General features: G+C 36.3%; 14 protein-coding genes. 4 read left to right on the plus strand and 10 right to left on the minus strand.

All coding sequences use genetic code 11. The annotated features are described in order from the left end of the window. Window positions 1-78: 78 nt before the first annotated feature. The 3 genes from EMTOL_RS01960 to EMTOL_RS01970 all read right to left on the minus strand — a co-directional run bounded on the left by EMTOL_RS01960 (window position 79) and on the right by EMTOL_RS01970 (window position 2,274). Complete coding sequence (locus tag EMTOL_RS01960; RefSeq protein WP_015027583.1) at window positions 79-384, minus strand: DNA-directed RNA polymerase subunit omega; 306 nt, start codon at window positions 382-384, stop codon at window positions 79-81. An 87-nt stretch (window positions 385-471) separates the two neighbouring features. Next, the gene (locus tag EMTOL_RS01965; protein WP_015027584.1) at window positions 472-1,401 is read right to left on the minus strand and encodes an outer membrane protein assembly factor BamD; all 930 of its coding nucleotides are present in this window, start codon (window positions 1,399-1,401) and stop codon (window positions 472-474) included. An 84-nt stretch (window positions 1,402-1,485) separates the two neighbouring features. Next, entirely contained in the window at window positions 1,486-2,274 is a 789-nt protein-coding gene (locus tag EMTOL_RS01970) for a transglutaminase domain-containing protein (protein WP_015027585.1), read from the minus strand. Window positions 2,275-2,445: 171 nt separating this feature from the next. On the opposite strand from EMTOL_RS01970, the gene ppk1 reads away from it, so the two are divergent. Continuing rightward, entirely contained in the window at window positions 2,446-4,731 is a 2,286-nt protein-coding gene (gene ppk1, locus EMTOL_RS01975) for a polyphosphate kinase 1 (protein WP_015027586.1), read from the plus strand. Between the two features lie 38 nt (window positions 4,732-4,769). Here ppk1 and EMTOL_RS01980 read toward each other — a convergent pair whose 3' ends face one another. The 5 genes from EMTOL_RS01980 to EMTOL_RS02000 form a co-directional block, all read right to left on the minus strand. After that, window positions 4,770-5,780: a LacI family DNA-binding transcriptional regulator gene (locus EMTOL_RS01980; RefSeq protein WP_015027587.1), complete on the minus strand. Its 1,011-nt coding sequence runs from the start codon at window positions 5,778-5,780 to the stop codon at window positions 4,770-4,772. A gap of 42 nt (window positions 5,781-5,822) precedes the next feature. Continuing rightward, window positions 5,823-7,544, minus strand: a complete 1,722-nt coding sequence (locus EMTOL_RS01985; RefSeq protein WP_015027588.1) for a CRTAC1 family protein — start codon at window positions 7,542-7,544, stop codon at window positions 5,823-5,825. Beyond that, window positions 7,532-8,872 carry a vanadium-dependent haloperoxidase gene (locus EMTOL_RS01990; protein ID WP_015027589.1) on the minus strand — a complete coding sequence of 447 codons (1,341 nt, stop codon included), beginning with the start codon at window positions 8,870-8,872 and terminating at the stop codon, window positions 7,532-7,534. Before EMTOL_RS01990 ends, EMTOL_RS01985 begins: the two co-directional genes overlap by 13 nt. Before the next feature lie 204 nt (window positions 8,873-9,076). Next, window positions 9,077-10,960, minus strand: coding sequence for a RagB/SusD family nutrient uptake outer membrane protein (locus tag EMTOL_RS01995; RefSeq protein ID WP_015027590.1), 1,884 nt, complete (start codon window positions 10,958-10,960; stop codon window positions 9,077-9,079). 15 nt (window positions 10,961-10,975) lie between these two features. Further along, window positions 10,976-14,173, minus strand: a complete 3,198-nt coding sequence (locus tag EMTOL_RS02000; RefSeq protein WP_015027591.1) for a SusC/RagA family TonB-linked outer membrane protein — start codon at window positions 14,171-14,173, stop codon at window positions 10,976-10,978. Between the two features lie 568 nt (window positions 14,174-14,741). Here EMTOL_RS02000 and EMTOL_RS02005 point away from each other — a divergent pair. The 3 genes from EMTOL_RS02005 (at window position 14,742) to EMTOL_RS02015 (ending at window position 21,234) form a co-directional block, all read left to right on the plus strand. Further along, window positions 14,742-18,035, plus strand: a complete 3,294-nt coding sequence (locus tag EMTOL_RS02005) for a VCBS repeat-containing protein (RefSeq protein WP_015027592.1) — start codon at window positions 14,742-14,744, stop codon at window positions 18,033-18,035. A gap of 327 nt (window positions 18,036-18,362) precedes the next feature. Further along, window positions 18,363-19,538, plus strand: a complete 1,176-nt coding sequence (locus EMTOL_RS02010) for a galactokinase (RefSeq protein ID WP_015027593.1) — start codon at window positions 18,363-18,365, stop codon at window positions 19,536-19,538. 70 nt (window positions 19,539-19,608) lie between these two features. Next, a complete protein-coding gene (locus EMTOL_RS02015) occupies window positions 19,609-21,234 on the plus strand; it encodes a glycerol-3-phosphate dehydrogenase/oxidase (protein WP_015027594.1) in 1,626 nt (541 codons plus the stop codon). A 25-nt stretch (window positions 21,235-21,259) separates the two neighbouring features. On the opposite strand, the gene EMTOL_RS02020 is transcribed toward EMTOL_RS02015, so the two are convergent. After that, entirely contained in the window at window positions 21,260-21,775 is a 516-nt protein-coding gene (locus EMTOL_RS02020; protein WP_041693370.1) for a hypothetical protein, read from the minus strand. Between the two features lie 171 nt (window positions 21,776-21,946). Then, window positions 21,947-22,780 carry an IS5 family transposase gene (locus EMTOL_RS02025; protein ID WP_015027236.1) on the minus strand — a complete coding sequence of 278 codons (834 nt, stop codon included), beginning with the start codon at window positions 22,778-22,780 and terminating at the stop codon, window positions 21,947-21,949. Window positions 22,781-22,930: the final 150 nt, after the last annotated feature.

A 22,930-nucleotide genomic window follows, 5' to 3' on the forward strand; every position in this document is an offset into this window, starting at 1 on the left:
CCTTAAACCAAAAAAGCAGCCAGAGTTTTCTGACTGCTTGAGTATTTTAATCGAAAGCTTTAGACCTACTTTCTTAGATTATTCAGCATCTTTAAAGCGATACTCAACCTTATCTTCAAAGAACTCTTCTAAAGAAACTGAAGTTGGTTTTGGTTGACGCTCATAGAATTTAGAAATTTCGATTTGCTCACGGTTTTCAAAAATTTCTTCCAAATTGTCGATATTTGAAGCAAATTCACCCAATTTCTGAGTCAATTCTTCTTTAGTTTTAACTGCAATTTGGCGAGCTCTTTGAGAAGCAACATATACAGACTCATAAATATTGCCTGTCTTTGCTGCAAGTTTATCTACATCTCTTGCAATGATTGAAGGATTTACTGCCATATTCTTTGTGTTTTCTCTTCTATCTTCCAGAAGAGTTTATTTTTTGATGTAATACTAATCTATTTTCAAATAACCAAAATCGGGAGATTATGGTTTGCTATCGCCTGGTTTTTCTTCTTTTTTAGAGGCTTCTTCTTTTTCTTTGGCTACTCTCGCCGCTTCTTTGGCTTTCAATTCTTTCACTTCCTGCTCATACTTAACTGCTTTTTCTAATCCTTTTGTTGAGCCTTCGTAAATCTTTTCAGCCTGTTTTAAATATTTACTCTTCGGGAATTTATCAACAAATTCCTCTTGAAATTTCAAAGCATCAGTAAAACGTTCTTTTTGTTTATTCTCAAAACTAACGCTTGCTAAATCATACTGCGATTGAACTTTCAAGAATGATAATTCTTCGATATATTCAGAATCAGGAAAATCCTTTTGAAAATTATCAATGGCAACAACTGCTGCTTTGAAATTAGCAATTGTTACTCCACTAGTTTTGTAATAAAGCTTAGCTTTTTCGTAAGCTTTCTGCTCTAAACGATGACGTAAATCCTTTAAATCTGCTACACAGTTTTCGGCATATTTACTATCTGGGAATGAATTAATAAATGTCTGTAAAGCGTCGATGGCCGTTATTGTACTCGACTGGTCGAGGTTAAAATTAGGGGCATCTTTATACATCGAATTTGCATACATATAAAATGCTTCTTCAGCTTTGGGGCTATTGGCATAAGTAGCATAAAAGCTCTTAAACAAATAAGCACTCATGCTGTATTGTCTTTGCTGGTATTGTGAATAAGCATTATAAAACTGTGCTATTTCGGCAAGTGAGTCACCTTTGAGCAAAGGAACAATTTCTTCAAAAAGAGTGCCTGCTTTATAGTAGTCACCTTTCTTGTAGTATTCGTTCGCAGCTTTGTATTTTTCGTCGGTAGTACCTTTCTTTTGAAGTTTCATGAACTTGCTCGAACAAGCAGAAAGTAACAAAATACTTACAAACAATAGGGCGATATGTGGTCTTTTCAAAAACATGGGTGCAAAGATAATAAAAATGCTACGTTTTTGTAACGAATTTTACAGCTTAATTATTTCTAAAATGCAAAAGATAAGCAATTTTTAGTTTGTTGAGGCCAATTCTACCGATACTTGCATCTCATTCAAATATACAAATCCAAAATGTGTAGCAAAAGCTACATCACTTGCATCACGGCCATGAGCCAAAACTAATCGATTTCCTTTGGGTTCAGGCTGGGTGGCATCAAAAGTGTACCATTGATTTTCGAGGTACACCTCATACCATGCATGTAAATCCATTGGCTCAAGTTGGTACAAATAGCCTACTACCATTCGAGCTGGAATATTAATAGCACGGCAAAGTGAAATGCCTAAATGAGAAAAATCACGGCAAACCCCCACCCCACTATGATTTACACTACACGCCGTAGATGAGGAATTACTAAACCCATATTGATAGCTAATATTATTGTAAACCCATTCACGTATGGCTTCAGCTTTTTGGTATCCCGTTTGGTACTCTTGGGTAATTTCTACCGCCATACTCAAAAAAAGGTCAGATTCACAATAGCGGCTCGGTAAAAGATAAATTAAAGTTTCTTCGGGTAAGTTTTCAACTGGAATTATCTCAGCATCGAAGTTTACATCAACAGACTCATTTGTTTCAGCTATTACAATCGATTCAACTTGAAAATCGCCAATTGGACTCAAAAATCGTTGGCAAGCATTTCCAAATGAATCAACATATTCGGTTAAATTAATCGCAGGAGAGAGTTGAAAAGTTTCTTCGATAATTTGTTGCCCAATACCGCTTTTCGGGCGAAGCATCATAATGAACGGAACATTATTTGGTGCATTGTATTTGAGTTGACAAATAGTTTTCACTCTCATGTTGAAAGGCTTTTTTCTTAAAAGTAGCTTATTTTTATGATAAGTAAAACCAAAACTAATATTCGGCCTAAATTCATTAGAATTATACAGTTTTATGTTAAATTATTATTAATTTCTTGAATTTCACGCCATTTTTAACTTATTTCGCAGAATACATTTTGTTGTCGAGCGATGGAAGATAGTACCAAAAATACTCCAAATGATAAAGGCTCTAAAAGTAGCCTTTTTTCTTTTCTGAACGGTTTAGTACCTAATAATAAAACTACCGAAAATAAAGGAATCTCTGAAGATTCTAAGATAAATCGGTATGCAGATAGTATCGAACAATCTAACTATCTCAGCCGAGATTTAAGTTGGCTTAAATTCAATGAGCGTGTACTCGACCAAGCACGTGAAAAAGACTTAAATTTATTTGAACGACTGAAGTTTCTAGCCATTACGGCTTCAAATCTAGATGAGTTCTTCACGATTCGTTTGGGTAGTTTGTATAATTATTTAGATTTCAATAAAGAAAGAATTGATTATTCAGGTCTGCGTGAAATACCTTTTAGAAAAGCATTGATGCTCTCGGTTAAGCAATTTTGCCAAGAACAAGACCGTGTTTTTAAAGAAGAACTTGTACCAAAATTTGCAGAATACAAGTTTAGAATCATTAAAATCAATGATTTAACTCCACATGAACTAGAAGAGGCAATAGCATATTTCGATAATACTATTTATCCGATGCTTACGCCTATGCTCTTCGACCATACACACGCTTTTCCAGTACTCATTGCCAAAACGCTCATTTTTGGGGTGGTGACAGATGCCACACGCTCAACACTTTTCCCAGAAGATAGCGAAAACAAAAAACTTTCTTTTGTACAAATTCCGAGCAATTTACCACGCTTTTATACCATTGAGCGAGGTGAAGAAGTATTGTTTTTACCGATTGAAGAAATTGTCAGACACGAGATAAAAAAACTGTACCGTAATGTAGAAATACAATCGGTTAATCTATTTCGAATAGTGCGAAATGGTGATTTCACCCTTGAAGAGTCTGATGATATTGACTCTGATTTCATTGACGAAATTAAGCAAAAAATTAAAAGTCGCCGTTTAGGAAGAGTTGTTCACATGGAAATTGAACCAAACTCAAATGAATGGATGCTCACAATTTTGCAAAAACGATTTGAAATTGATAAATACAATATATTTTTCGATGAATACCTAATTGATTATACTTGTTTATGGCAAATTATTCGCCATCCTGAGTTTCAAGAAGATATTAGCCCTGTTCATCCACCGATTACGCCTGCGAGACTTAAAGACAAAAACTCGGATATTTTTGAGGTAATTCGAGAAAAAGACATATTACTGCATCATCCGTATAATAATTTTGAACCAGTACTCCAGCTCATCGAACAGGCTGCCGAAGACCCTGATGTATTGGCTATTAAACTAACCATTTATCGTTTAGCCAAACGCTCTCGTGTGACGCAGGCTTTGTTGAAAGCGGCAGAAAATGGCAAACACGTTTCGGTGCTTTTCGAGATAAAAGCACGCTTTGATGAAGAAAATAATATCAGAGAGGCTGACCGCCTGCAAAGAGCGGGTTGCTTTGTAATTTATGGAATTGGGTGGTATAAAACCCATACCAAATTGATGCTCATAGTAAGAAAAGAGGGAAATAAAGTCACCCAATATGCTCACTTGGCCAGTGGCAACTATAATGAAGATACCGCTCGTCTTTATACAGATATTGGGATTCTCACAAGTAATCCAAACTATACAAGGGATATCTCAGAATTCTTCAATGTAATTACAGGACATTCTCAGCCTGCTGAGTATAATAATCTCATTACTTCTCCACGTGATATGCGTGATAAACTTATTGAGATGATTAGAAATGAAGCAGAAAATGCTAAAAAAGGATTACCAAGCGGAATTTGCATCAAACTCAATTCAATGGAAGACCAAAGAATTATTGATGAGATGTATAAAGCATCTCAAGCTGGTGTAAAAATCAAATTAATTATCCGTGGAATTTGCTGCTTACGTCCGGGAAGAAAAGGATTAAGTGAAAATATTACAGTTCGTTCAATTGTTGGACTTTTCCTCGAGCACGCACGTATTTTTTACTTCCACAACAATAATAATCCTAAGATTTATGGTGGAAGTGCTGATATTATGGTGCGTAGTTTTGATAAACGCATAGAATCATTGTTTGAAATTGTAGATTCAGATATCAAATATCAAATGATGCATATTCTTGATTATAACCTCCGTGATAATGTCAATGCCTATGAGCTGCAAGAAGATGGAACTTATAAAAGAGTAGTATGTTCATTGGGTTCAGACGAACAGCCATTTGATATACATCAAAAGTTTTTTGAAGTTCGAGAAAGCGATAATGAGCCAATTGTACTTTTTGAACCTGAAGAAAATCAACAGATAAATACGCTAGAAGCAATATAAAACAACAATAGGATTCAAAATTTTGAATCCTATTGTTGTTAATGGATAATCAACTTTGTACCAACCACGATTTCTTCATAAGGCGGCATTTCGTTCTTAGGATTTTCGATAATATCTATTAAAAGGTCAGTTGCTTTCACACCCATATTATAAGCAAATTGCTCAACCGATGCCAAAGGTGGATTATCCATATAGAAAGTCATTGGTAAATTAGCAAAGCTAACGAATAAAACATCTTTGTTGGGTATTAGTCCTTTTTGTTTACAAACCTGCATGGCGTATAAAGCCACGTAGTCGTTGAAGGTTAGAATAGCCTCAGGTGGTTCTTCTAAGCTGAGAAGTTCTTGCATTTTACCAATTGTATCATCTTTCGATAAATCACAAGCTTTGATATATTTTGGAGAAGTAGGTACATTAAATTTTTGAACAGCTGTCAAATACCCGTTCAATCGTTCATCACATACTTCAAGATTGGATGGACCATTAAGCAGTGCAATACGATTAACCCCTTTATTAACTAAATACTCAATAGCTTCAAAAGCACCATCTGTGATACTACAACGTACTTTATTTGCCTCTAAATTACGTGGCACTCTATCAAAAAAAACCAGTGGCGTACCAAAGTTTTCTACTTCTTTAAAATGGCTATAATTATTTGTTTCGGCTGCTACTGAGGCAATTACGCCATCTACTCTACTACTTAAAAAAGATTTTAGAGCTTTTTCTTCTCTATCGAATTTATCACGAGATTGGCTCACAACCACGTTGTAGCCTCTTTCTAAGGCCACATCTTCGATGCCCGAGATTGCCATTGAAAAAAACTCTTCTTGTAGGTATGGTAATAAAACGCCAATGGTGAAAGTTCGGTTTTTCTTCAAAAAAATGGCTGCGGGATTAGGAACATAGTGCATTGATTTAGCTAATTCCCATACTCTCTCACGCGTACGCAGACCTATTCGAGTATTATTTTGTAAAGCTCGTGAAACGGTGGAAATAGAGACACCCAACTTCTGTGCAATTTCTTTAATGGTAGCCTGATGTCGTTGCATAAAAGCAAGTTTTCAAATATTAAGGTTGTAGAATTTTAATTTTTATCTTTTCTTCCGCCAAAAGTACAGAGCAATTCCAACAAGTGCAAAGGCAATCAGAAACCATTTTAAAAGTGTTAATTTACTAGTATGAGTTTCTTCTGTAACAGTAACAAGCTGATTTACTTTCTGATTTTTTAGTGTTTGTTTATATCCGCCCGTCCAATGAACAATGATTTCATCAATTTGTGTAGCGTTTCCTACTCCAAAATGGGCATAAGTAGCATTTTGCGAAAGATGACTTGAGCCACCACCATCAATCTCACGGTATTGGTGCTTATCTCCTACTACAATTTCTACTTTCGAGGCCAAACCATGAGTTTCTGATTCAACCCCCTTCAAAGCAATTTTTATCCAATTACCCTTAGCAGAATCATTCCGAAAAAGTTTTGTAGTAGATTCAACAGGATAACCCGCTAAAATTGGATTTTGATTTACCACTAAAATATCTAAATCTCCATCATTTTCTAAATCAAATACTACTGAGCCACGACCAATTCCATAGTCACCTACCCCTTTCAAACGACCAACTTCATTAAACTTCCCACCCACATTATCAAAATAATAATTGGCAATAGGGGTACAATTTGGATTCAAATCGCCATTCACTACATAAAGGTCTAGGTCGCCATCTTGGTCAAAATCAGCAAAATTTGCTCCCCAGCTAATGGTCATATAACCCAAACCCAATTCACGCGATTTTTCTACAAATGGCTTACCAGCTCCCATATTCACCATAAATTTATTAAAGCGAATATTTGTCACGAAATAATCCATCAAGCCATCATTATTATAATCTCCAACTGCCGAAGCCATCGAATTAATTTTCAAATCCATGCCCGACTCCTTACTCACATCTTTGAACGAACCCCATGGATACTCATTTTTTAGCAAAATGTCAGGCGTTCTTTTATAGCCAAAATCATGGTTAATAAAAAGGTCTTGGTCGCCATCGTTATCATAATCGGTAAAAACACCACCAAAACCAAAGCCCTTATGAGTTAGACCATAATCCTTGTAAACATTTTTAAAGGATTTCCCTTTTTCATTGAGCAATAAATAGCCTTCCGTAATTTGGTTGGCACTAACAATCATATTATCGTTTACAGTACTTAAATCGCCCGGATATTCAGTGAAATAATTACCAACATAGAGGTCTGGGTATCCATCCGCATTAAAATCTCCAAAACTGGCCCCCGTACTAAATGAATTAAGCTTTCCTAAACCAAACTCGGTGGTAGCATCACGAAATGTATTATTGCCATTATTGATATAAAGTAAATTAATGGCTCTCGGAATTACCTTTTTTTGGCCTTTTGAAGTAATCGTTGTAATGTATAAATCAACAAAACCATCTCGATTAACATCCGCAGCAACCGCTCCTTGAGTAATGAACTTTTTAGTACCTGTAAGTCCTGATTTTTCGTAGATATTCAAAAAACCACCTTTTTTATTGTTCAAATAGAGAACATCATCAGCCATGCCTCCAGTAATAAAAATATCATCAAAGCCATCGTTATTTATGTCAAAAACACACGCTCCACCACCTAAAAAACCTTCAAAAACCTTAAATTGATGCTTGATACCAGCCTGTTCGGTAATATCGGTAAAAGGGGTTTGAGCCCAAATAATTTGGGTGAAAAATAATAGATAGGTATAGATTGAAATTTGTAGAAATCTATACCCAAAGTATAAGTATAATGGCTTTTTTCTCATTTCTTCCATTGCAAACGAATAATATTTTGAGCTACTTCTTTACCTTTTTCTAAACCTGCTGCATTGTCTTGCGGCACGTGGATTCCTCCATAAAAACGTGAATTGGCTGTTTCTTCTGCTACCTGCCAAAATGACTCAAAATGACGTGCCTTAAAATCAACATTTCGTAGTTCATCTCGCTTTCTACCCACATGGGCATCATCAGTAAATGAAAATTTTTCTCCGTATAAACTACTCAATATTGTAGCTGTTGTAGCTGCCTGGATGGCATGCCCCGAAGGAAACGCAGGAAAAGGTGGGTCGGGCCAGAAAGACTCCCAAAATTTATCAATATACTTCGGAATGAAGGTATTAGGTCTTTCTGTAAAAAATTTATACTTCCACTTCCAACAATTTGTGAAAGCATCAGCCACACCTATACCTACTTTTGCATAAGTTTCTACGCATTTCATTAGGCTTGGTTTAGCTTTTTTGATTACTAAAGTGGCAAGATAATAAGAGTGTCCCGGAGGCGTAAAAGTCTCGTCGGGGTCATCTCCCCACCAAATGGCAGCTTCTTTTTGTTCTTGTGTGAGTGTTTTTTCTTTTTGATAAACTGCTAAAAATTGCTTGTAATAAGCCGAATTGGGTAGTGTATCGTAAGGAATGATGGCAGGATCGGAAATTTGGTGATTAGCTGCCAAAAAAGTACGATTTTCGCCCCAATGCGGTTGAAGCGGATAATGGCTAAATGATTGACCATAAAGGGGTGGTTGCCAAGAACCTAAGCGACTCGGGTACTTCATTTTTTTATCGAAGTTTCGCAAATAGCCACGATGCCCTCCATCTGTTTTCGACCATTCAAAGATAGTTTGGGCAATAGATTTTCCGTAAGATACAGACCTATCTATCAATGCTTTATCAGAATTTTGTTCGGTATAATATTCAAGAAAAGTTTTTTCTAGCGAATCAATTTTTGCTTTATTGAGGTCTGAGGTTTGATTATAAATATTTTTTAAGATGGTAGCTTGTGCAGCATTGAGCGAAAGTCGCCAATCATATTTTTTATCTTTTTCAGGCAAAGGCAAAATAGCTAAACTATCTAATTGACCAGCCAAAGAAGTATAGGTCGGGTCGGAATGAACAAATGATTCATACATTGTCAAACCGATATATCCTAAACAACGAGAAGCATAATTAGGTGAATTAGAAGGCGTATTTTTAGTAATGTAGAGTGTCATATCGGCCCATTTCAAGGCCAAATCTTGCTCAGTTAGTGTTTCTTTAGGTTTACAACTGATACTGATTCCCCCCACTACAATTGTCAATAACAATAATGTAAGTATTTGTTTTTTCATCGGAGGTTTTAAAGGTAGTCAAATAGGTTAGGAAAAGGTTCGAACAATTTTCAATATTATAAATTTTTTACCCAATAAGTTTAATAGTATATCAAATTTTTCTTGAAAATTCATACTTTCTAAATTTACACATTGTATAAAATTTAAAAATCTACCCCAAAATAGAGGTAGATTTTTAAATGACTATTCAATAGTTGAAAAATATTATTGCGTATGTCCAGGGTTTTGAACCAACTTCGGATTTCGCTTAACTTCATCTCTACTCAAAGCACGGTAATACATTTTATCCGTCCACTTACGAGTTTCGTTTGAAGTATTATCTTCAACTGTATAAGTATAATCGTACAATGTTCTATCATATTTGTAAATAGCTGGTGCTTTTGCTCCCGCCTTTAACTTAGCATCTACATTGATTGATTTAATACCACGACCTACTGTTTCTGCAGGAATCATCCAACGACGAGCATCATGATAACGGTGCTCTTCGTACACCAACTCAACGCGGCGTTCGTTACGAAGTCTGTCTCTCAGTGCAGTACCTTTATCAGCAACAGCAGGCATACCCGCTCTAAATCTGATACGGTTAATCCATTTAAGAGCTTCTGCTTCATCTCCAGTTTCAATACAAGCTTCGGCATAGCTTAATGCCATTTCAGTATAACGAATAAACGGCCAAGGAATAACCTGTGCAGATGATTGGTTATCGGCTAAAGCTGGATTCGGGTCAATAAACTTGCGAGTATAATAGTGAGTACGGCTACCATTCCAGTTTTCTACTGTTGATTCACGGGTATCAATTCCATTAATTTTACCGCCTTTTCCATCATCATAATAACCAGTCTGAATTTGGTTTGCTGGGTCTAAGCCAGCTACATCTGAAGGTCTTGGTTTCCAAGAAGCACCATCGTAAAGAACAGTTGCATAGAAACGAGGGTCACGGTCATCATAAGGAGCTGCTTTATGCTTAGGATTACTCCAGCTAAACTTAGTTCCATCCATCATTTCATAATCATCAACTAAGTTTTGGATTGGTGTATTTCCTGCCCAGTTATGGTAACCATTTGGTCCGTTATTAATACCATAGTGAATACCGCCTAAAGGCCAGTTATCTTCTTCAGTGTAAAGAGCCGTGTGCGTACGTTGGAAAATCAATTCTGAAGCAGCAGCGGCATCACCAACTGCACTTTGTCCGCCCATTGCAATTGAGATGTAGTTATTTTTACCTTCTTCAGCTGAAACTGGAGCAGTTAAATTCATTTTATAACCAACACCTGCATCTAAAACCGCTTTTGCAGCAGCTTTAGCAGCATTCCATCTTGCAGCACGGTCGCCTGAAGGATAAGCAATTAAATCAAGGTTTGCATAGCTAGCTAAGATACTTGATTTTGCTTTTACAGTTGGGCCATCGTGAAGGTCGCTGGCAGCGTATAATAATACACGAGCTTTCAGAGCCATTGCAGCCAATTTCGATGTTCTACCTGGTGTAAGAGTCTTGCCATCAAGCTTCTTAATTGCATTATCTAAGTCACTTACAATAAATTTCACACACTCATCATAAGTATTACGAGGGGCTGTATAGTCTTCATCTAAACCGTAAGCTTTGCTAATAAGTGGTACACCACCGTAGAAACGAAGTAATTGTTGGTAATAATAGGCACGTAAAAAATAGGCTTCACCCAACAATTTTTCCTTTAAAGTTGCATCACTAAATGTTGCTTTTGGAAGATTTTCAATTGCTACGTTAGCTTGTCTGATTGCCAAATACATGGTACTCCACTTATAGGTATCACTTTCCCAAGCTAGGTTATTTGGGCTTTCAGTTCCTTCTGTGAAAGTATTGATATTACGACCTGCGTGCGTAAACATCGCCTCGTCAGTATAAGCAGCTAAAGCTTGTTCTTCAAAACCACCATAGCCAAGAAACGAATAAACATTAAATATAAATGCTTCTGCTAAGGCACCATCGCCCCAAGTAGCAGCACTCGAAATTTTATCGAGGGGTTTGGTATTCAAAAATTCCTTATCACACGATAAAGCAAAAGCCATTAAGATTGCAAACAGGCTTGCTTTTATTTTTATATTCTTCATATTTTAATTTTAGATTTAGAATGATAAACTTAAACCTGTATTGATTACGCGAGATTGTGGGTAGTAAACTCCACTTTGAGCTGTTGCTTCAGGGTCAAAAATTTTGTTTTTGCTGAATGTCAACAAGTTCAATCCATTTACATAAACTCTTACGTTTCCAAGTTTTACTTTGTCGGTAAATTTCGAAGGAATAGCATATCCTAATTCTAAGTTTTTCAAACGAATGTAATCTTTGCTAAATAAGTAGTATGTATTATTTCCGTAGTTACCACCTGTATAATAGGTATCACCTCTACTTGCCAAACGTGGGTCTGTGCTGCTAGGGTTATCGATTGTCCATCTGTGGTCATAAGAGTATTTCAAGAAATTACCGATATCCCCTGATTCAGTTTGAATACGGATAGCTGCACCTGCTGCACCTTGGAATAAGATGTTTAGGTCAAATCCTTTATAACGTACATCGATTGTTGCACCGAAGTTGAATGTTGGTGTTTCGTTTTTGTCCAATCTTACTTGGTCATCACCAGTGATTTTTCCGTCACCGTTATAATCAACAAACTTCATATCCCCTGGTATTAACTTAGAGGTAACAGCCGAGTAGTCAATCTTATTAGCATCAATCGCAGCGGCATCTTTAAATACTCCATCCGATTTATACACTAAGAAACCATTAATTGGCTTACCTTCTTGTAATTGGTAGCTTGGTGCACCCGGAATTTCATCCATGAAAATAACACGGTTTTTAGCATAACCACCATTGATGGCTGCTCTGAAAGTAAGGTCTTGTGTTGCTTTTCCGTTGTATCCGACATTAAATTCAAAACCACGGTTATCAACAATACCTGCATTTACAGGAGGCAATAATGAGTTAATACCAGATGAAGATGGCGTTGAACCAGTTTTTTGAATCAAGATTTGGTCACGACGATTGTAGAAATATTCTAATGTCGCATCGATTTTTCCATTCAAGAATGTACCATCTAAACCAACGTTGTAGTTATTTGCTCTTTCCCAAGTAAAGTTAGGGTTCGCTAATACTGTTTCTTTCAAAGTTGTAACAACTTGGTTGTTGATTGGGTAGCGTCCGAAACCATAAGTAGATAAGAATGCATATTCTTGTAAACGGCTGTTATAGAATACTTGGTCATTACCCATTTGGCCGTAAGAAGCACGGATTTTCAAATAATCGATACCTTGTACTTTGAAGAAATCTTCGTTAGTCAAGTTCCATCCAATCAAGAGACCAGGGAAGAAACCAAATCTCTTAGCTTCTGGGAAGATGTACGAACCATCATAACGATAGATACCCTCGATGAGGTATTTTTCTTTGTAGTTATATTGTAAACGGCCATAATAACCCAAACGTGCACGATTATACGCACTACCATCAGTATTTTGTTGAAGCGAACCACCCGCAAACAATTGGTCAATTGCTGGAGAGATATAATTTCTTCTATATGCCAAGAAATTATCACCCTTAAATACTTCTTTAGTTACCCCTACTAATGCCGATAGATTATTGTTTTCATTAATCTTCTTATCATAAGTAAGCATGGCAGTAAGGTTGGTATTCAATACAGAGCGGTAGCTTTGTGTCAAACGTGGGTCTTTAAAGTTAGAGCGAATAGCTCCTTCTAATTTTGGTGTTACACCATCAGCTTCGAAAGATTTTTTATCCCAATAGTATAATGACCAAGGTGTTTGCCAAACTTTGGTAGTTTCACTCGTTCTATCAATAGCACCAGATAATGTCAATTTCAAACCATCAATCCAAGGGTTTGTAATATTTACACCACCATTTGCTTGGATATAATCAGTTGGTGTTTGACGGTAACCGGTGGCATTTGTAGTAATTACATAAGGGTTTTGACCATTTTCGATATCAGGACCCGGCATTCCGTTTGGCCATACTTCTGGCTCAGTCGGACGGCCACGCATCAACATTCTAAAAATTGCTCCAGCATCCTCAGTTGGATATCTACGGTCTTCTCTTCTAACCATAATACCTAAGTTAGTATTGATATACTTATTTACTTTAGCATCAAGGTTTGTACGGAAATTATATTGCTTATAATTAGTTGCCGAGTTTTTATAGTAAGCATCTTGGCTAACATAGCCCAAAGAAGCCATATACTTAACAGCATCAGTACCACCCGATAACTGTAAATTATGACGTGCTTGTGGCGAGAATGTCTTGAAAGCATCACCAAACCAATCTGTGTTGGGGTATCTCCAAGGGTCATTACCTGCTGCATAACCTTTCACAGCTTCTGGGCTGTAGTTTGCACTCAATGAAGAAACACCCGGTGTTGGAGATTTATAAACGCCTGTTGTTTTGATTGCTTGCCATGCAGAAGACCATTCACTTGCAGGAATTGACTTATAAATTGGTAGTTCATTCATAATTGCCGCATACTCAGAAGCACTCGACATCTTCGGAATCATTGCCGGTTGTGAAAAACCTTGGTTAAAATCATAGCTGATTGTTGGTTTACCTGATTTACCACGTTTGGTTGTTACCAAGATAGCACCATTGGCAGCTCTAGCACCATAGATTGCAGCAGAAGCATCTTTCAAAACCGAAATAGATTCAATATCACGTGGGCTCAAACGACCTAAACCACCATCGCGGTCAGGAATACCATCAATAACCACTAATGGGCTACTATTTCCTAGTGTATTTGTACCGCGAATTGATATTTTTGCTCCGTCATTTCCTGGTTCACCACTTGTCTGGATAACAACTAGACCAGGAAGGCGACCTGCCAATGAGTTTGAAATATCAGTTGCTGGAGATTTGATGATTTTTTCTCCCTGTACTGCAACAACAGCACCTGTAACAGTTACTTTCTTTTGTGTACCATAACCTACAACAACAACTTCGCTCAAAGCTTTGGTGTCAGTTTCGAGAGCTACATCAATCACAGACCGACCATTTACAGGTACTTCCTTCGTCACGAAGCCAATGTAAGAAATAACCAAAGTAGTATTTTTACCTGCAGCAATAGAGTAATCTCCATTAACATCAGAAATACTACCTGTATTTGTACCTTTAACCAACACACTCACGCCTGGGAGTCCCTGCCCTTTGTCGTCAGAGATCTTTCCCTTTACATTTTGTGCTATTGCATTAGTAAAGATAGTGAAAAAAAGCATCGCCAATAAGACATTAAACTTCTTATTGAGATGTCTACACCGAGTAGAAATAATCATAAGTTTTTGTAGGTTTAAAAATTTGATTTAAAAAAAGGTGAATACAACGACTATCGAATAGAATTCGATATTGAACAGGCTTCATAGGTTAGTTTAATTAACATAACTTTTAGTGCGATAAAAATCGCCATGAACAAGGCAAAAAACGTTAAGAGAGAGCATTTAAGCCCTGCAAGTTGCAATAATGATATAAACAATACAATATTGATTTGTACTATTCAAATTAAAACTTATTTAAAATACCTGTGCAATCGTTTGAAATGTATCATTTATTGAAGCATACCTTTGTGCAAAGGTTTGCACATATTTGATATTTTTTATTGTAAAAGCCCTATTTTAAGCTGTAAGAAAGATTGTTTTGAGGCTGTCTACCTACCTTACTTTGCTAGTACACAGACTTGTTTTTAGAATTCGCTGATATCGAAGAACTTATTATAAATATTAATTACCCAATATCTTTATATTTGTGTGCCTATTTTTATTTTTGAGGTATTTCCTGACAAAAAAAGTTTTTAGCCCTATCAAAAAAAACATGAAAATATTCAAGTTTGTATCCTTATCGATATTCATGTGTTTATTCATTATTAGCTGTAAAGAAACAGCTCAAAAAACCGATAATGGTACTGAATCTGATAAACAACCCCCAATTTTTAAATTACTTTTTTCTGACAAAACTCATATCGATTTTCAGAATATCATCAATGAAGGCCTTAATACCAATGTATTGATGTATGAATACTTCTATAATGGTGGTGGAGTGGCCGTTGGTGATGTCAATGGCGATGGATTCGAAGACCTCTACTTTACAAGTAATATGCAACAAAATAAGTTGTATCTGAATAAAAAAAACATGGAATTTCAAGACATAACAAATCAAGCTGGAGTAGCTGGAAGAGAAGGCCCATGGAAAACAGGTACAACAATGGTAGACATAAATGCTGATGGAAAACTAGATATCTACGTGTGTCATTCGGGCAACCTTATGCCTGAAAAAAAGGCAAACGAACTTTTCATTAATCAAGGTAATGGCCCTGACGGTATCCCGATATTTGTAGAAAAAGCTAAAGAATATGGTCTTGACAGCCCCGCTTCAAGTACCAATGCCTACTTTTTTGATGCCGATAAAGATGGTGATTTGGATGTTTTTTTGCTCAATCATAATATAAAATCTTTACCAGTACTTGATGAAGCTCGTACGGCAGCCCTTATGAAAGAAGACGATGCTGTCAGTGGTTCGAGGTTTTATCGAAACGACAAAGGTTTCTTCCGTGACGTAACCCGCCAAGTAGGTATCCAAAGTTCGGCACTATCTTATGGCTTAGGTGCTGGAATTGCTGATTTCAACCAAGATAACTGGCCTGATATATATGTAAGTAACGATTATGCTGTGCCCGACCGCCTTTATATCAATAACAAAAATGGCACATTTAAAGAAGTAAGTCGAGAACAATTGGGGCATACTTCTAATTTCTCAATGGGCAATGATGTTGCGGATATCAATAACGACCAATTACCTGATATTTTTACCCTTGATATGCTTCCAGAGGATAATCGCCGTCAGAAGCTTTTAATGTCACCCGATAATTATGATAAGTTTGATTTAGGCGTGAAATCTGGTTTTCATTATCAGTATATGCGAAATATGCTTCAACTCAATAACGGCAATGGCACTTTTAGTGAAATTGGACAGGTTTCTGGCATTTCGAATACCGATTGGAGTTGGGCAGCACTTTTTGCCGATTATGATAATGATGGATGGAAAGATTTATACATAACTAATGGTTATTTGCATGATTATACCAATCTTGATTTCTTGAAATATATGGATGACCTCATGGCCAGTAAACAAGGCGGTTTCCAACGTCAAGATGTACTTGATTTAGTACAAAAAATGCCTTCTTCAAATGTAAAAAATTATATTTTCAGAAATAATGGTTCATTGCTATTCAAAGACCAAACCACCAATTGGGGTATGGGTGAACAATCGAATAGTAGTGGAGCGGCGTATGCCGATTTAGACAATGATGGAGACTTAGATTTGGTTGTCAATAATATTAATTCTCCTGCATTTATTTATCAAAATGAGTCTAACGAAAAAGTTCAAAATCAATACTTAAAAGTTAAACTTAATGGCGAAAATAATAATAGAATGGGCATTGGGGCAAAGATTTACCTCTATAACGGCACTTCTTCACAATACCAAGAGCAAATGCCTACTCGTGGCTACCAATCGAATGTGAGTTTTACGATGAATTTTGGTTTAGGTAAAAGTAAACAAATTGACTCCTTAAAAGTTGTTTGGAATTCAGGCAAAGTACAGGTATTTAAAGGAGTAAAAGCCAACCAAACATTAACATTAGAGGAAAAAAATGCAAGTGTTCAAAAAAGCTCATCTTCTCCTATCAGCCCTATTTTTAGTTCTATTAATTCACCAATTGCTTCAACTCAAAACACCGTTACAATTAATGATTTCAAAAGACAAATTTTATTAATTAATTCTGAGTCTTTTGTAAGCCCGATTTTGTCGAAAGGAGATGTAAACAACGATGGCTTAGAAGATATCTTCGTGGGCGGAAGCTATGGCAAACCATCTGAAATTTTCATACAAATGGCTGGCGAGAAATTTACAAAAAAAACATTCCCAGCCAATCCAAACGCAGATGTATCTGATGCCATATTCTTTGATGCCAATGGAGATGGATTCCAAGATATCTATGTAGCCAATGGTGGGTATAATAATTTTACTGAAAATGATGTAAACTTGCAAGACCAGTTATTTTTAAATAATGGAAAAGGCGATTTTCAGTTAAGCACCTCTGCCCTTCCGCAAATGCTTACAAGTACGGGATGCGTGCGAGTAGCTGACATAAATAATGATAAAAAACCAGACCTTTTTGTAGGTGGAAGAGTTGTTCCTGGAAAATTTCCAATTTCGCCGAGAAGCTATGTACTCATCAATGATGGCAAAGGAAACTTCAAAGATACGACACCCGAAGAAATGAAGTTTATGGGTATGGTTACAGATGCCGCTTTTGTAGATTTGAATAAGGACAAAAAGCAGGAGTTAATAGTAGTAGGTGAATGGATGCCTATTACCGTTTTTGAAGCGAATGGCACTTCCTTCACCAACAAAACGGAAGAATACTTTGAAAAAAAGCTATCGGGTTGGTGGAATAAACTTGTTGTTGCAGACCTCAACAATGATGGAAGCCCAGAATTACTCATCGGAAATTTAGGTTTAAATTCTCAATGTAAAGTAGATGACAAGCAACCTGCCGAACTCTATTACAAAGATTTTGATGATAACGGTAGCATAGACCCTATACTTTGTTTCTACATACAAGGACAGAGCTATCCGTATCTTACTCGCGATGAACTTTTAGAGCAAGTGCCAAGTAAACGCCCTAAGTTTACCAACTATGATAGTTACTCTAACGCAAAGTTGACAGATATTTTTGGCGAAGACGAATTAACAGATGCAAAGAAATTAGAAGTAAACTATTTAAAAACAGCTTATTTTAGCCAAAATAGTAATGGAAAGTTTGAAGAAAAGACATTACCGATAGAAGTACAGTTTGCACCAATTCACACAATTTCAGTAACAGATTATAATCAAGATGGTAAAAAAGACCTGATTCTTTGCGGAAATATCAATAAAACTCGACTCAAATTTGGTAAATATGATGCTAATTATGGCCTTTTACTTAAAGGAGATGGCAAAGGTAATTTTAGTGCTATTCCACAGCAAAAATCTGGATTTAATATTCAAGGAGATGTTCGCTCGGCATTAGAATTCAAAGATTATATCCTTTTAGGCATTAATCAACAAGGTATCAAAGCATTCAAAAAAAGCAGGCAATAAAGCAGATTCATTATATGGTTTCTTGAAATGATGCAAATTTCAATTCTGTGCAAAGGTTTGCAATTCAATATTAAAGCTTGAATTCTACTATTCAAACGATTGCACTGAATGTTATCTTGAGTGCTCAGCAAAACTTAGAAAATTATCATTAAAAAATTAGTAATTTTGGTTTATAATTAAGTAGAAAGAATCAAAAGTGATTAAGTTAACAAAACATTGAGTAGAAGCCCCTAAGTTTCTTGGGGCTTTCTTTTTATCATTTAATATACAGATTAAGTATATGATTCAAACTGCTTATTGTATTAACGAATACTACCGAACTCTCTTATGCTAGATAATATTTTAACCAAAAAGTTTAAAGACTACTTTGGTGAAAATCCTCATTTATTAGTTCGTGCCCCAGGACGTATTAACTTAATAGGAGAACACACCGATTATAACAAAGGCTTTGTGCTTCCTGCCGCCATTGATAAAGCAATTTACTATGCTATTGCCCCTCGTAATGATAATACATGTGTGGCTTACGCTTTCGACTTAGATGATTCTTTCACATTTTCGATTGATAATTTAGTAAAATCTGAAAAAGGTTGGGCTAATTTCCTGATTGGTGTTGTTGCCGAAATCATCAATACTGGTGTAGAAATAAAACAGGGCTTTAATGTTATTTTTGGCGGAGATGTTCCTCTCGGTGCAGGCTTATCTTCATCAGCCGCAGTTGAAAGCGGAATGGGTTTTGCCCTAAATAGTATTTTTGATTTAGGTCTATCTAAACTAGATTTAGCCCTCATTGCCCAAAAAGCTGAGCATAATTATGCTGGAGTGAAATGCGGAATCATGGATATGTTTGCTTCAATTCATGGTAAAGAAAATTCAGTAATTAAACTCGACTGCCAAGACCTAAGCTTCGAATATTTTCCCTTTGCATTCCCTGACTATTCGATTGTTCTTTGTAATACAGGAGTAAAGCATAATTTAGGTGATAGTGAATACAACCAACGTCGTGATGAATGTGAGGAAGGGGTAAGAATCTTACAAAGAGCCTTTCCACAAATAGAAAGCCTGCGTGATGTCAGTTTCCAAATGCTACGTAGTCAAGCAGATAAATTACCTCCGGTAGTTTATAAACGCTGTAAATATGTTGTCGAAGAAATTGAAAGAGTTACGAATGCCTGTCAAGCACTTGAAAAAGCAGACCTAGCTACCTTCGGACAAAAAATGTATGAAACCCACGAAGGATTAAGTAATGAGTACGAGGTGAGTTGTGAAGAACTCGACTTTTTAGTGGAGCAAACACATCATTTAGATACAGTTATTGGTGCACGCATGATGGGCGGTGGCTTTGGTGGATGTACAATTAATCTAGTAAAGGCTAATAAAACTACTGAATTTATCGAACAAATGAGTAGTGCATATAATAAGCAATTTTCTACCCCTTTGCAGTGTTACTTAGTTCAAATTTCAAATGGAGTTGAGTTATTAACAGAAGAATATTCTATGAGCTAATTCATTTTCAAGAATAATGGCTAAATTGCATACATTACTTTAGCAGTCAATTTTTATTATTTAAGCCTACATGAACAGAATTAAAAATCTCGAAAGACTACAAAACGAAGAGTTTGATATTTGCATTATTGGTGCAGGTGCGAGCGGTGCCGGCTGTGCTTTAGATGCAACTTTGAGAGGTTTTAAAGTTGCCTTGATTGAAAAAGAAGATTTCGCTGCCGAAACTTCTTCAAAATCAACAAAACTAATTCATGGAGGTGTTAGATATTTAGAACAAGCATTCAAAAACCTTGATTTTGCTCAACTCCGACAAGTAAAACATGGCCTTGAAGAACGCCATACAGTGATTCGTAATGCTCCTCATTTGGCACATCCATTGGCATTAATAACACCTGTGTTTAGTTGGTTCGAAGGTTTTTACTTCAAAATTGGTCTTACTATCTACGGTTTTTTTGCAAAAAATGATCCCATGCCACGTGCAGAGTGGCTAAATAAAAAAGAAACCTTTGAGCATATTCCTACACTAACGCCTAATTTACATAGTTCGGTAATGTACTATGATGGCCAGCTCGATGATGCTCGCTATTGCCTAGCTTTAGCTCATTCGGCCGATGAAGCAGGGGCAGTAGTAGTAAACCATGCTTCGATTGTTGGCTTTAGCAAAGATGCTAAAGGGAAATTAAATGAAGCAACGGTGTTGGATAACCTCAGTGGTAACCATATACAAGTAAAGGCTAAGCTCTTCATTAATTGTACGGGGCCTCATGCTGATTCTATTCGTTTGATGGCCAATGATAAGCAAGAAAAACGTTTACGACCAAGCAAAGGCGTGCACATCATGCTACCTCCTGACGTACTCAAAAGTCAAGATGCGATGCTTATTCCAAAAACTAAAGATGGAAGAGTAGTATTCGTTATACCGTTTGAGGGTGAAGTTATGGTTGGTACTACCGATGACGAATATAAAGCCCTTGATAAAGAACCAATTTTGATTGCTCAAGAAGTAGATTTCTTGCTTGATACCCTACGCCCTTACTTAGCTAAAGTGCCAGATAAATCTCAAATAAAATCTGGTTTTGGTGGTTTACGTCCACTAATTGGGTCTTCAGGCTCAAAAGCTACCAAAAAACTCGTACGTGACCATGAGGTAGAATTTGACGAGGAATCAAATTTGCTTAGTTTACTCGGTGGTAAATGGACAACCTATCGATTGATGGCCAAAGATACAATTGATGAAGCATGCAAAATTCTGAACAAACAGACCGAATGTAGTACTGAACTTCATTATTTAGTAGGTGGCGAAAATTATGATTTTGAATCTTGGCGAAAAATCCAAAAAGACTTTAGTTTAGATGAGGCTACTTCCCAACATTTGGTAAAAAAATATGGTACAAAAGCACGGGCAGTTTTAGAAATTGGTAAACTTACTGAAAAAATTCACCCTTCATATCCATTCATTAAAGCAGAGGTTATATATACAGTCAAAGAAGAAATGGCTTGTAGTTTAAGAGATTTCTTTGCTCGTCGCACCCGTATGGAGCTGATTGAGTGGAAAGCAACCCTCGATTCAGTTGAAGTTGTAGCAGAACTAATGGCGAGTGAACTCAACTGGAATGAAGAACAAAAAAGGTCACAAATTTTAAGATATAAGCAATTACTTAAAACCTTTATCGACCATGCCAATACTCATAAATAAATCTATTTTACCCATAGAAAACCAATTATAGAGAAACACCTAAACTTATTCCCCCTCTGATTTCATACTTTCCCTCTACGTATGAAGGAGTCAGATTAGCTCTTAAGAAAACAACTCTTGGATGAGGTGGAATATCAAATACAACCTGCTGGCGAAGACCTAAGATTCCAAAGGAATAAAATCTACTTTCGGCACTACGATAAGCTACTGGTGTAGCTCCCGCTCCTATCTCTGCAAACCACTCAGAGGCAATTTTTGATGGTGCTGATTTACACTTCAAACTTACACGTCTATTAATACCTTTCCTTAGGTTATTAATCAGATAATTATAGGTAACACTTGTTGGTAAAGAGGCACCTCCACCATTGGTCACCATACTTATAGCAGTTGGGTTACCTCCTGGAATAAATCCAAGCCCAAAACGTGTAGCTAAGAAGCTATTTTTCCACCTTACCGGCAAATACTCGATATTTATAGAACCAAGAGGGCTTATAGCGAAAGATTCTACCATAACAGCTGCACGATAACGTGTACGGTACATTATCTGAGCTTGACTTGACTCAAATACAATCAATTGAACTATGAGGATTAGAAAATATTTCACTCGAAAAAGGAATTACTTCAAAACTTGAGATAAAAACGTGCCAAAATTTATGTGATTCAAGTTTTAATTAAAATATTTTTGACATTTTATCTAAGAACTTGTTTAGGATTAACTTTTATATTTAATTTTTCGTAAAAAACGAACTGAGAATGCCAATAAATTTAAAGCCACCCAGTTAATTGCTTTCGTTTCAAACCTGACAAGTAATGCTTTGAAACTATCCATCCAAGCATTAGCGTGCTCAATGAGTACTCGTCGTTTGTATAACTCTTCATCAAAATGCTGATATTCAGTAGATTGATTTTCTATTTTGTTATTTCGAGAATTAACATCAATATTGGCTTCAATTTCTTTATTTTTACAAATTTGACGAAATTCTTTGCTATCGAATCCAGCATCAGCATTTAGAAAAAGGCCTCTGAGATTAATTCCTGCTTTTATGAGCATTTGACACAGTTCTTCAAAGAGTTCCTGAATATTATAAAGGTCGTTGTGTTTTCCTTCTTGTGGGCTGGCACATGCCAACATTTGTCCCTGATTATCAGCTAAAAAGAGCAAATTAGTTGTTTTTGATGCTTTTCGACCTTGATACCCAACAGCTTCACCTCCACGTTTGGCAAGTGTATGACTACCATCAAGTTGGATACAAGATAAGTCTAAATATGAATAGTTTGATGCTAAAATATTTATCCAAACTTTTGTCCAAGAGCCGTCCTTGACCCATTCATTAAAGTGATAATAGACTCCTTGCCATGTTAAAACCTTATTATTAAAAAATTGCTTTACTGGCAGTTGACGCCATTGACAACCTGTTTTCAAACGATATAAAATTGCTGAAACAATAGCTGTCAACTGTTCTATTTCACACTCTTTTCCACGTAAACCAATACTTAAATTTGGTAATATATATTGTTCAATCGTATTTTTACTCAAGATTTCCACTGTAGGTCTTTTTGATGATTCGCACCACAAAATTCAACCTATTTTGGGAATCTTTTTATAATACTAAACAACCTCTAATTTTAAACGAAACCATTTAAAAAAAATTACAAATAAAAAGTTAAATAAAAAAGGCGGAATGAACCGCCTTTC

It is taken from the genome of Emticicia oligotrophica DSM 17448 (assembly GCF_000263195.1).
Classification (GTDB): Bacteria; Bacteroidota; Bacteroidia; order Cytophagales; family Spirosomataceae; genus Emticicia; species Emticicia oligotrophica.

What these genes read in the sequence shown, in the direction of transcription:
- EMTOL_RS01960 (WP_015027583.1), bottom strand. Translation starts at nt 384, where the DNA reads ATGGCAGTAAATCCTTCAATCATTGCAAGAGATGTAGATAAACTTGCA.
- EMTOL_RS01965 (WP_015027584.1), bottom strand. Translation starts at nt 1,401, where the DNA reads ATGTTTTTGAAAAGACCACATATCGCCCTATTGTTTGTAAGTATTTTG.
- EMTOL_RS01970 (WP_015027585.1), bottom strand. Translation starts at nt 2,274, where the DNA reads ATGAGAGTGAAAACTATTTGTCAACTCAAATACAATGCACCAAATAAT.
- ppk1 (WP_015027586.1), top strand. Translation starts at nt 2,446, where the DNA reads ATGGAAGATAGTACCAAAAATACTCCAAATGATAAAGGCTCTAAAAGT.
- EMTOL_RS01980 (WP_015027587.1), bottom strand. Translation starts at nt 5,780, where the DNA reads ATGCAACGACATCAGGCTACCATTAAAGAAATTGCACAGAAGTTGGGT.
- EMTOL_RS01985 (WP_015027588.1), bottom strand. Translation starts at nt 7,544, where the DNA reads ATGGAAGAAATGAGAAAAAAGCCATTATACTTATACTTTGGGTATAGA.
- EMTOL_RS01990 (WP_015027589.1), bottom strand. Translation starts at nt 8,872, where the DNA reads ATGAAAAAACAAATACTTACATTATTGTTATTGACAATTGTAGTGGGG.
- EMTOL_RS01995 (WP_015027590.1), bottom strand. Translation starts at nt 10,960, where the DNA reads ATGAAGAATATAAAAATAAAAGCAAGCCTGTTTGCAATCTTAATGGCT.
- EMTOL_RS02000 (WP_015027591.1), bottom strand. Translation starts at nt 14,173, where the DNA reads ATGATTATTTCTACTCGGTGTAGACATCTCAATAAGAAGTTTAATGTC.
- EMTOL_RS02005 (WP_015027592.1), top strand. Translation starts at nt 14,742, where the DNA reads ATGTGTTTATTCATTATTAGCTGTAAAGAAACAGCTCAAAAAACCGAT.
- EMTOL_RS02010 (WP_015027593.1), top strand. Translation starts at nt 18,363, where the DNA reads ATGCTAGATAATATTTTAACCAAAAAGTTTAAAGACTACTTTGGTGAA.
- EMTOL_RS02015 (WP_015027594.1), top strand. Translation starts at nt 19,609, where the DNA reads ATGAACAGAATTAAAAATCTCGAAAGACTACAAAACGAAGAGTTTGAT.
- EMTOL_RS02020 (WP_041693370.1), bottom strand. Translation starts at nt 21,775, where the DNA reads ATGTACCGTACACGTTATCGTGCAGCTGTTATGGTAGAATCTTTCGCT.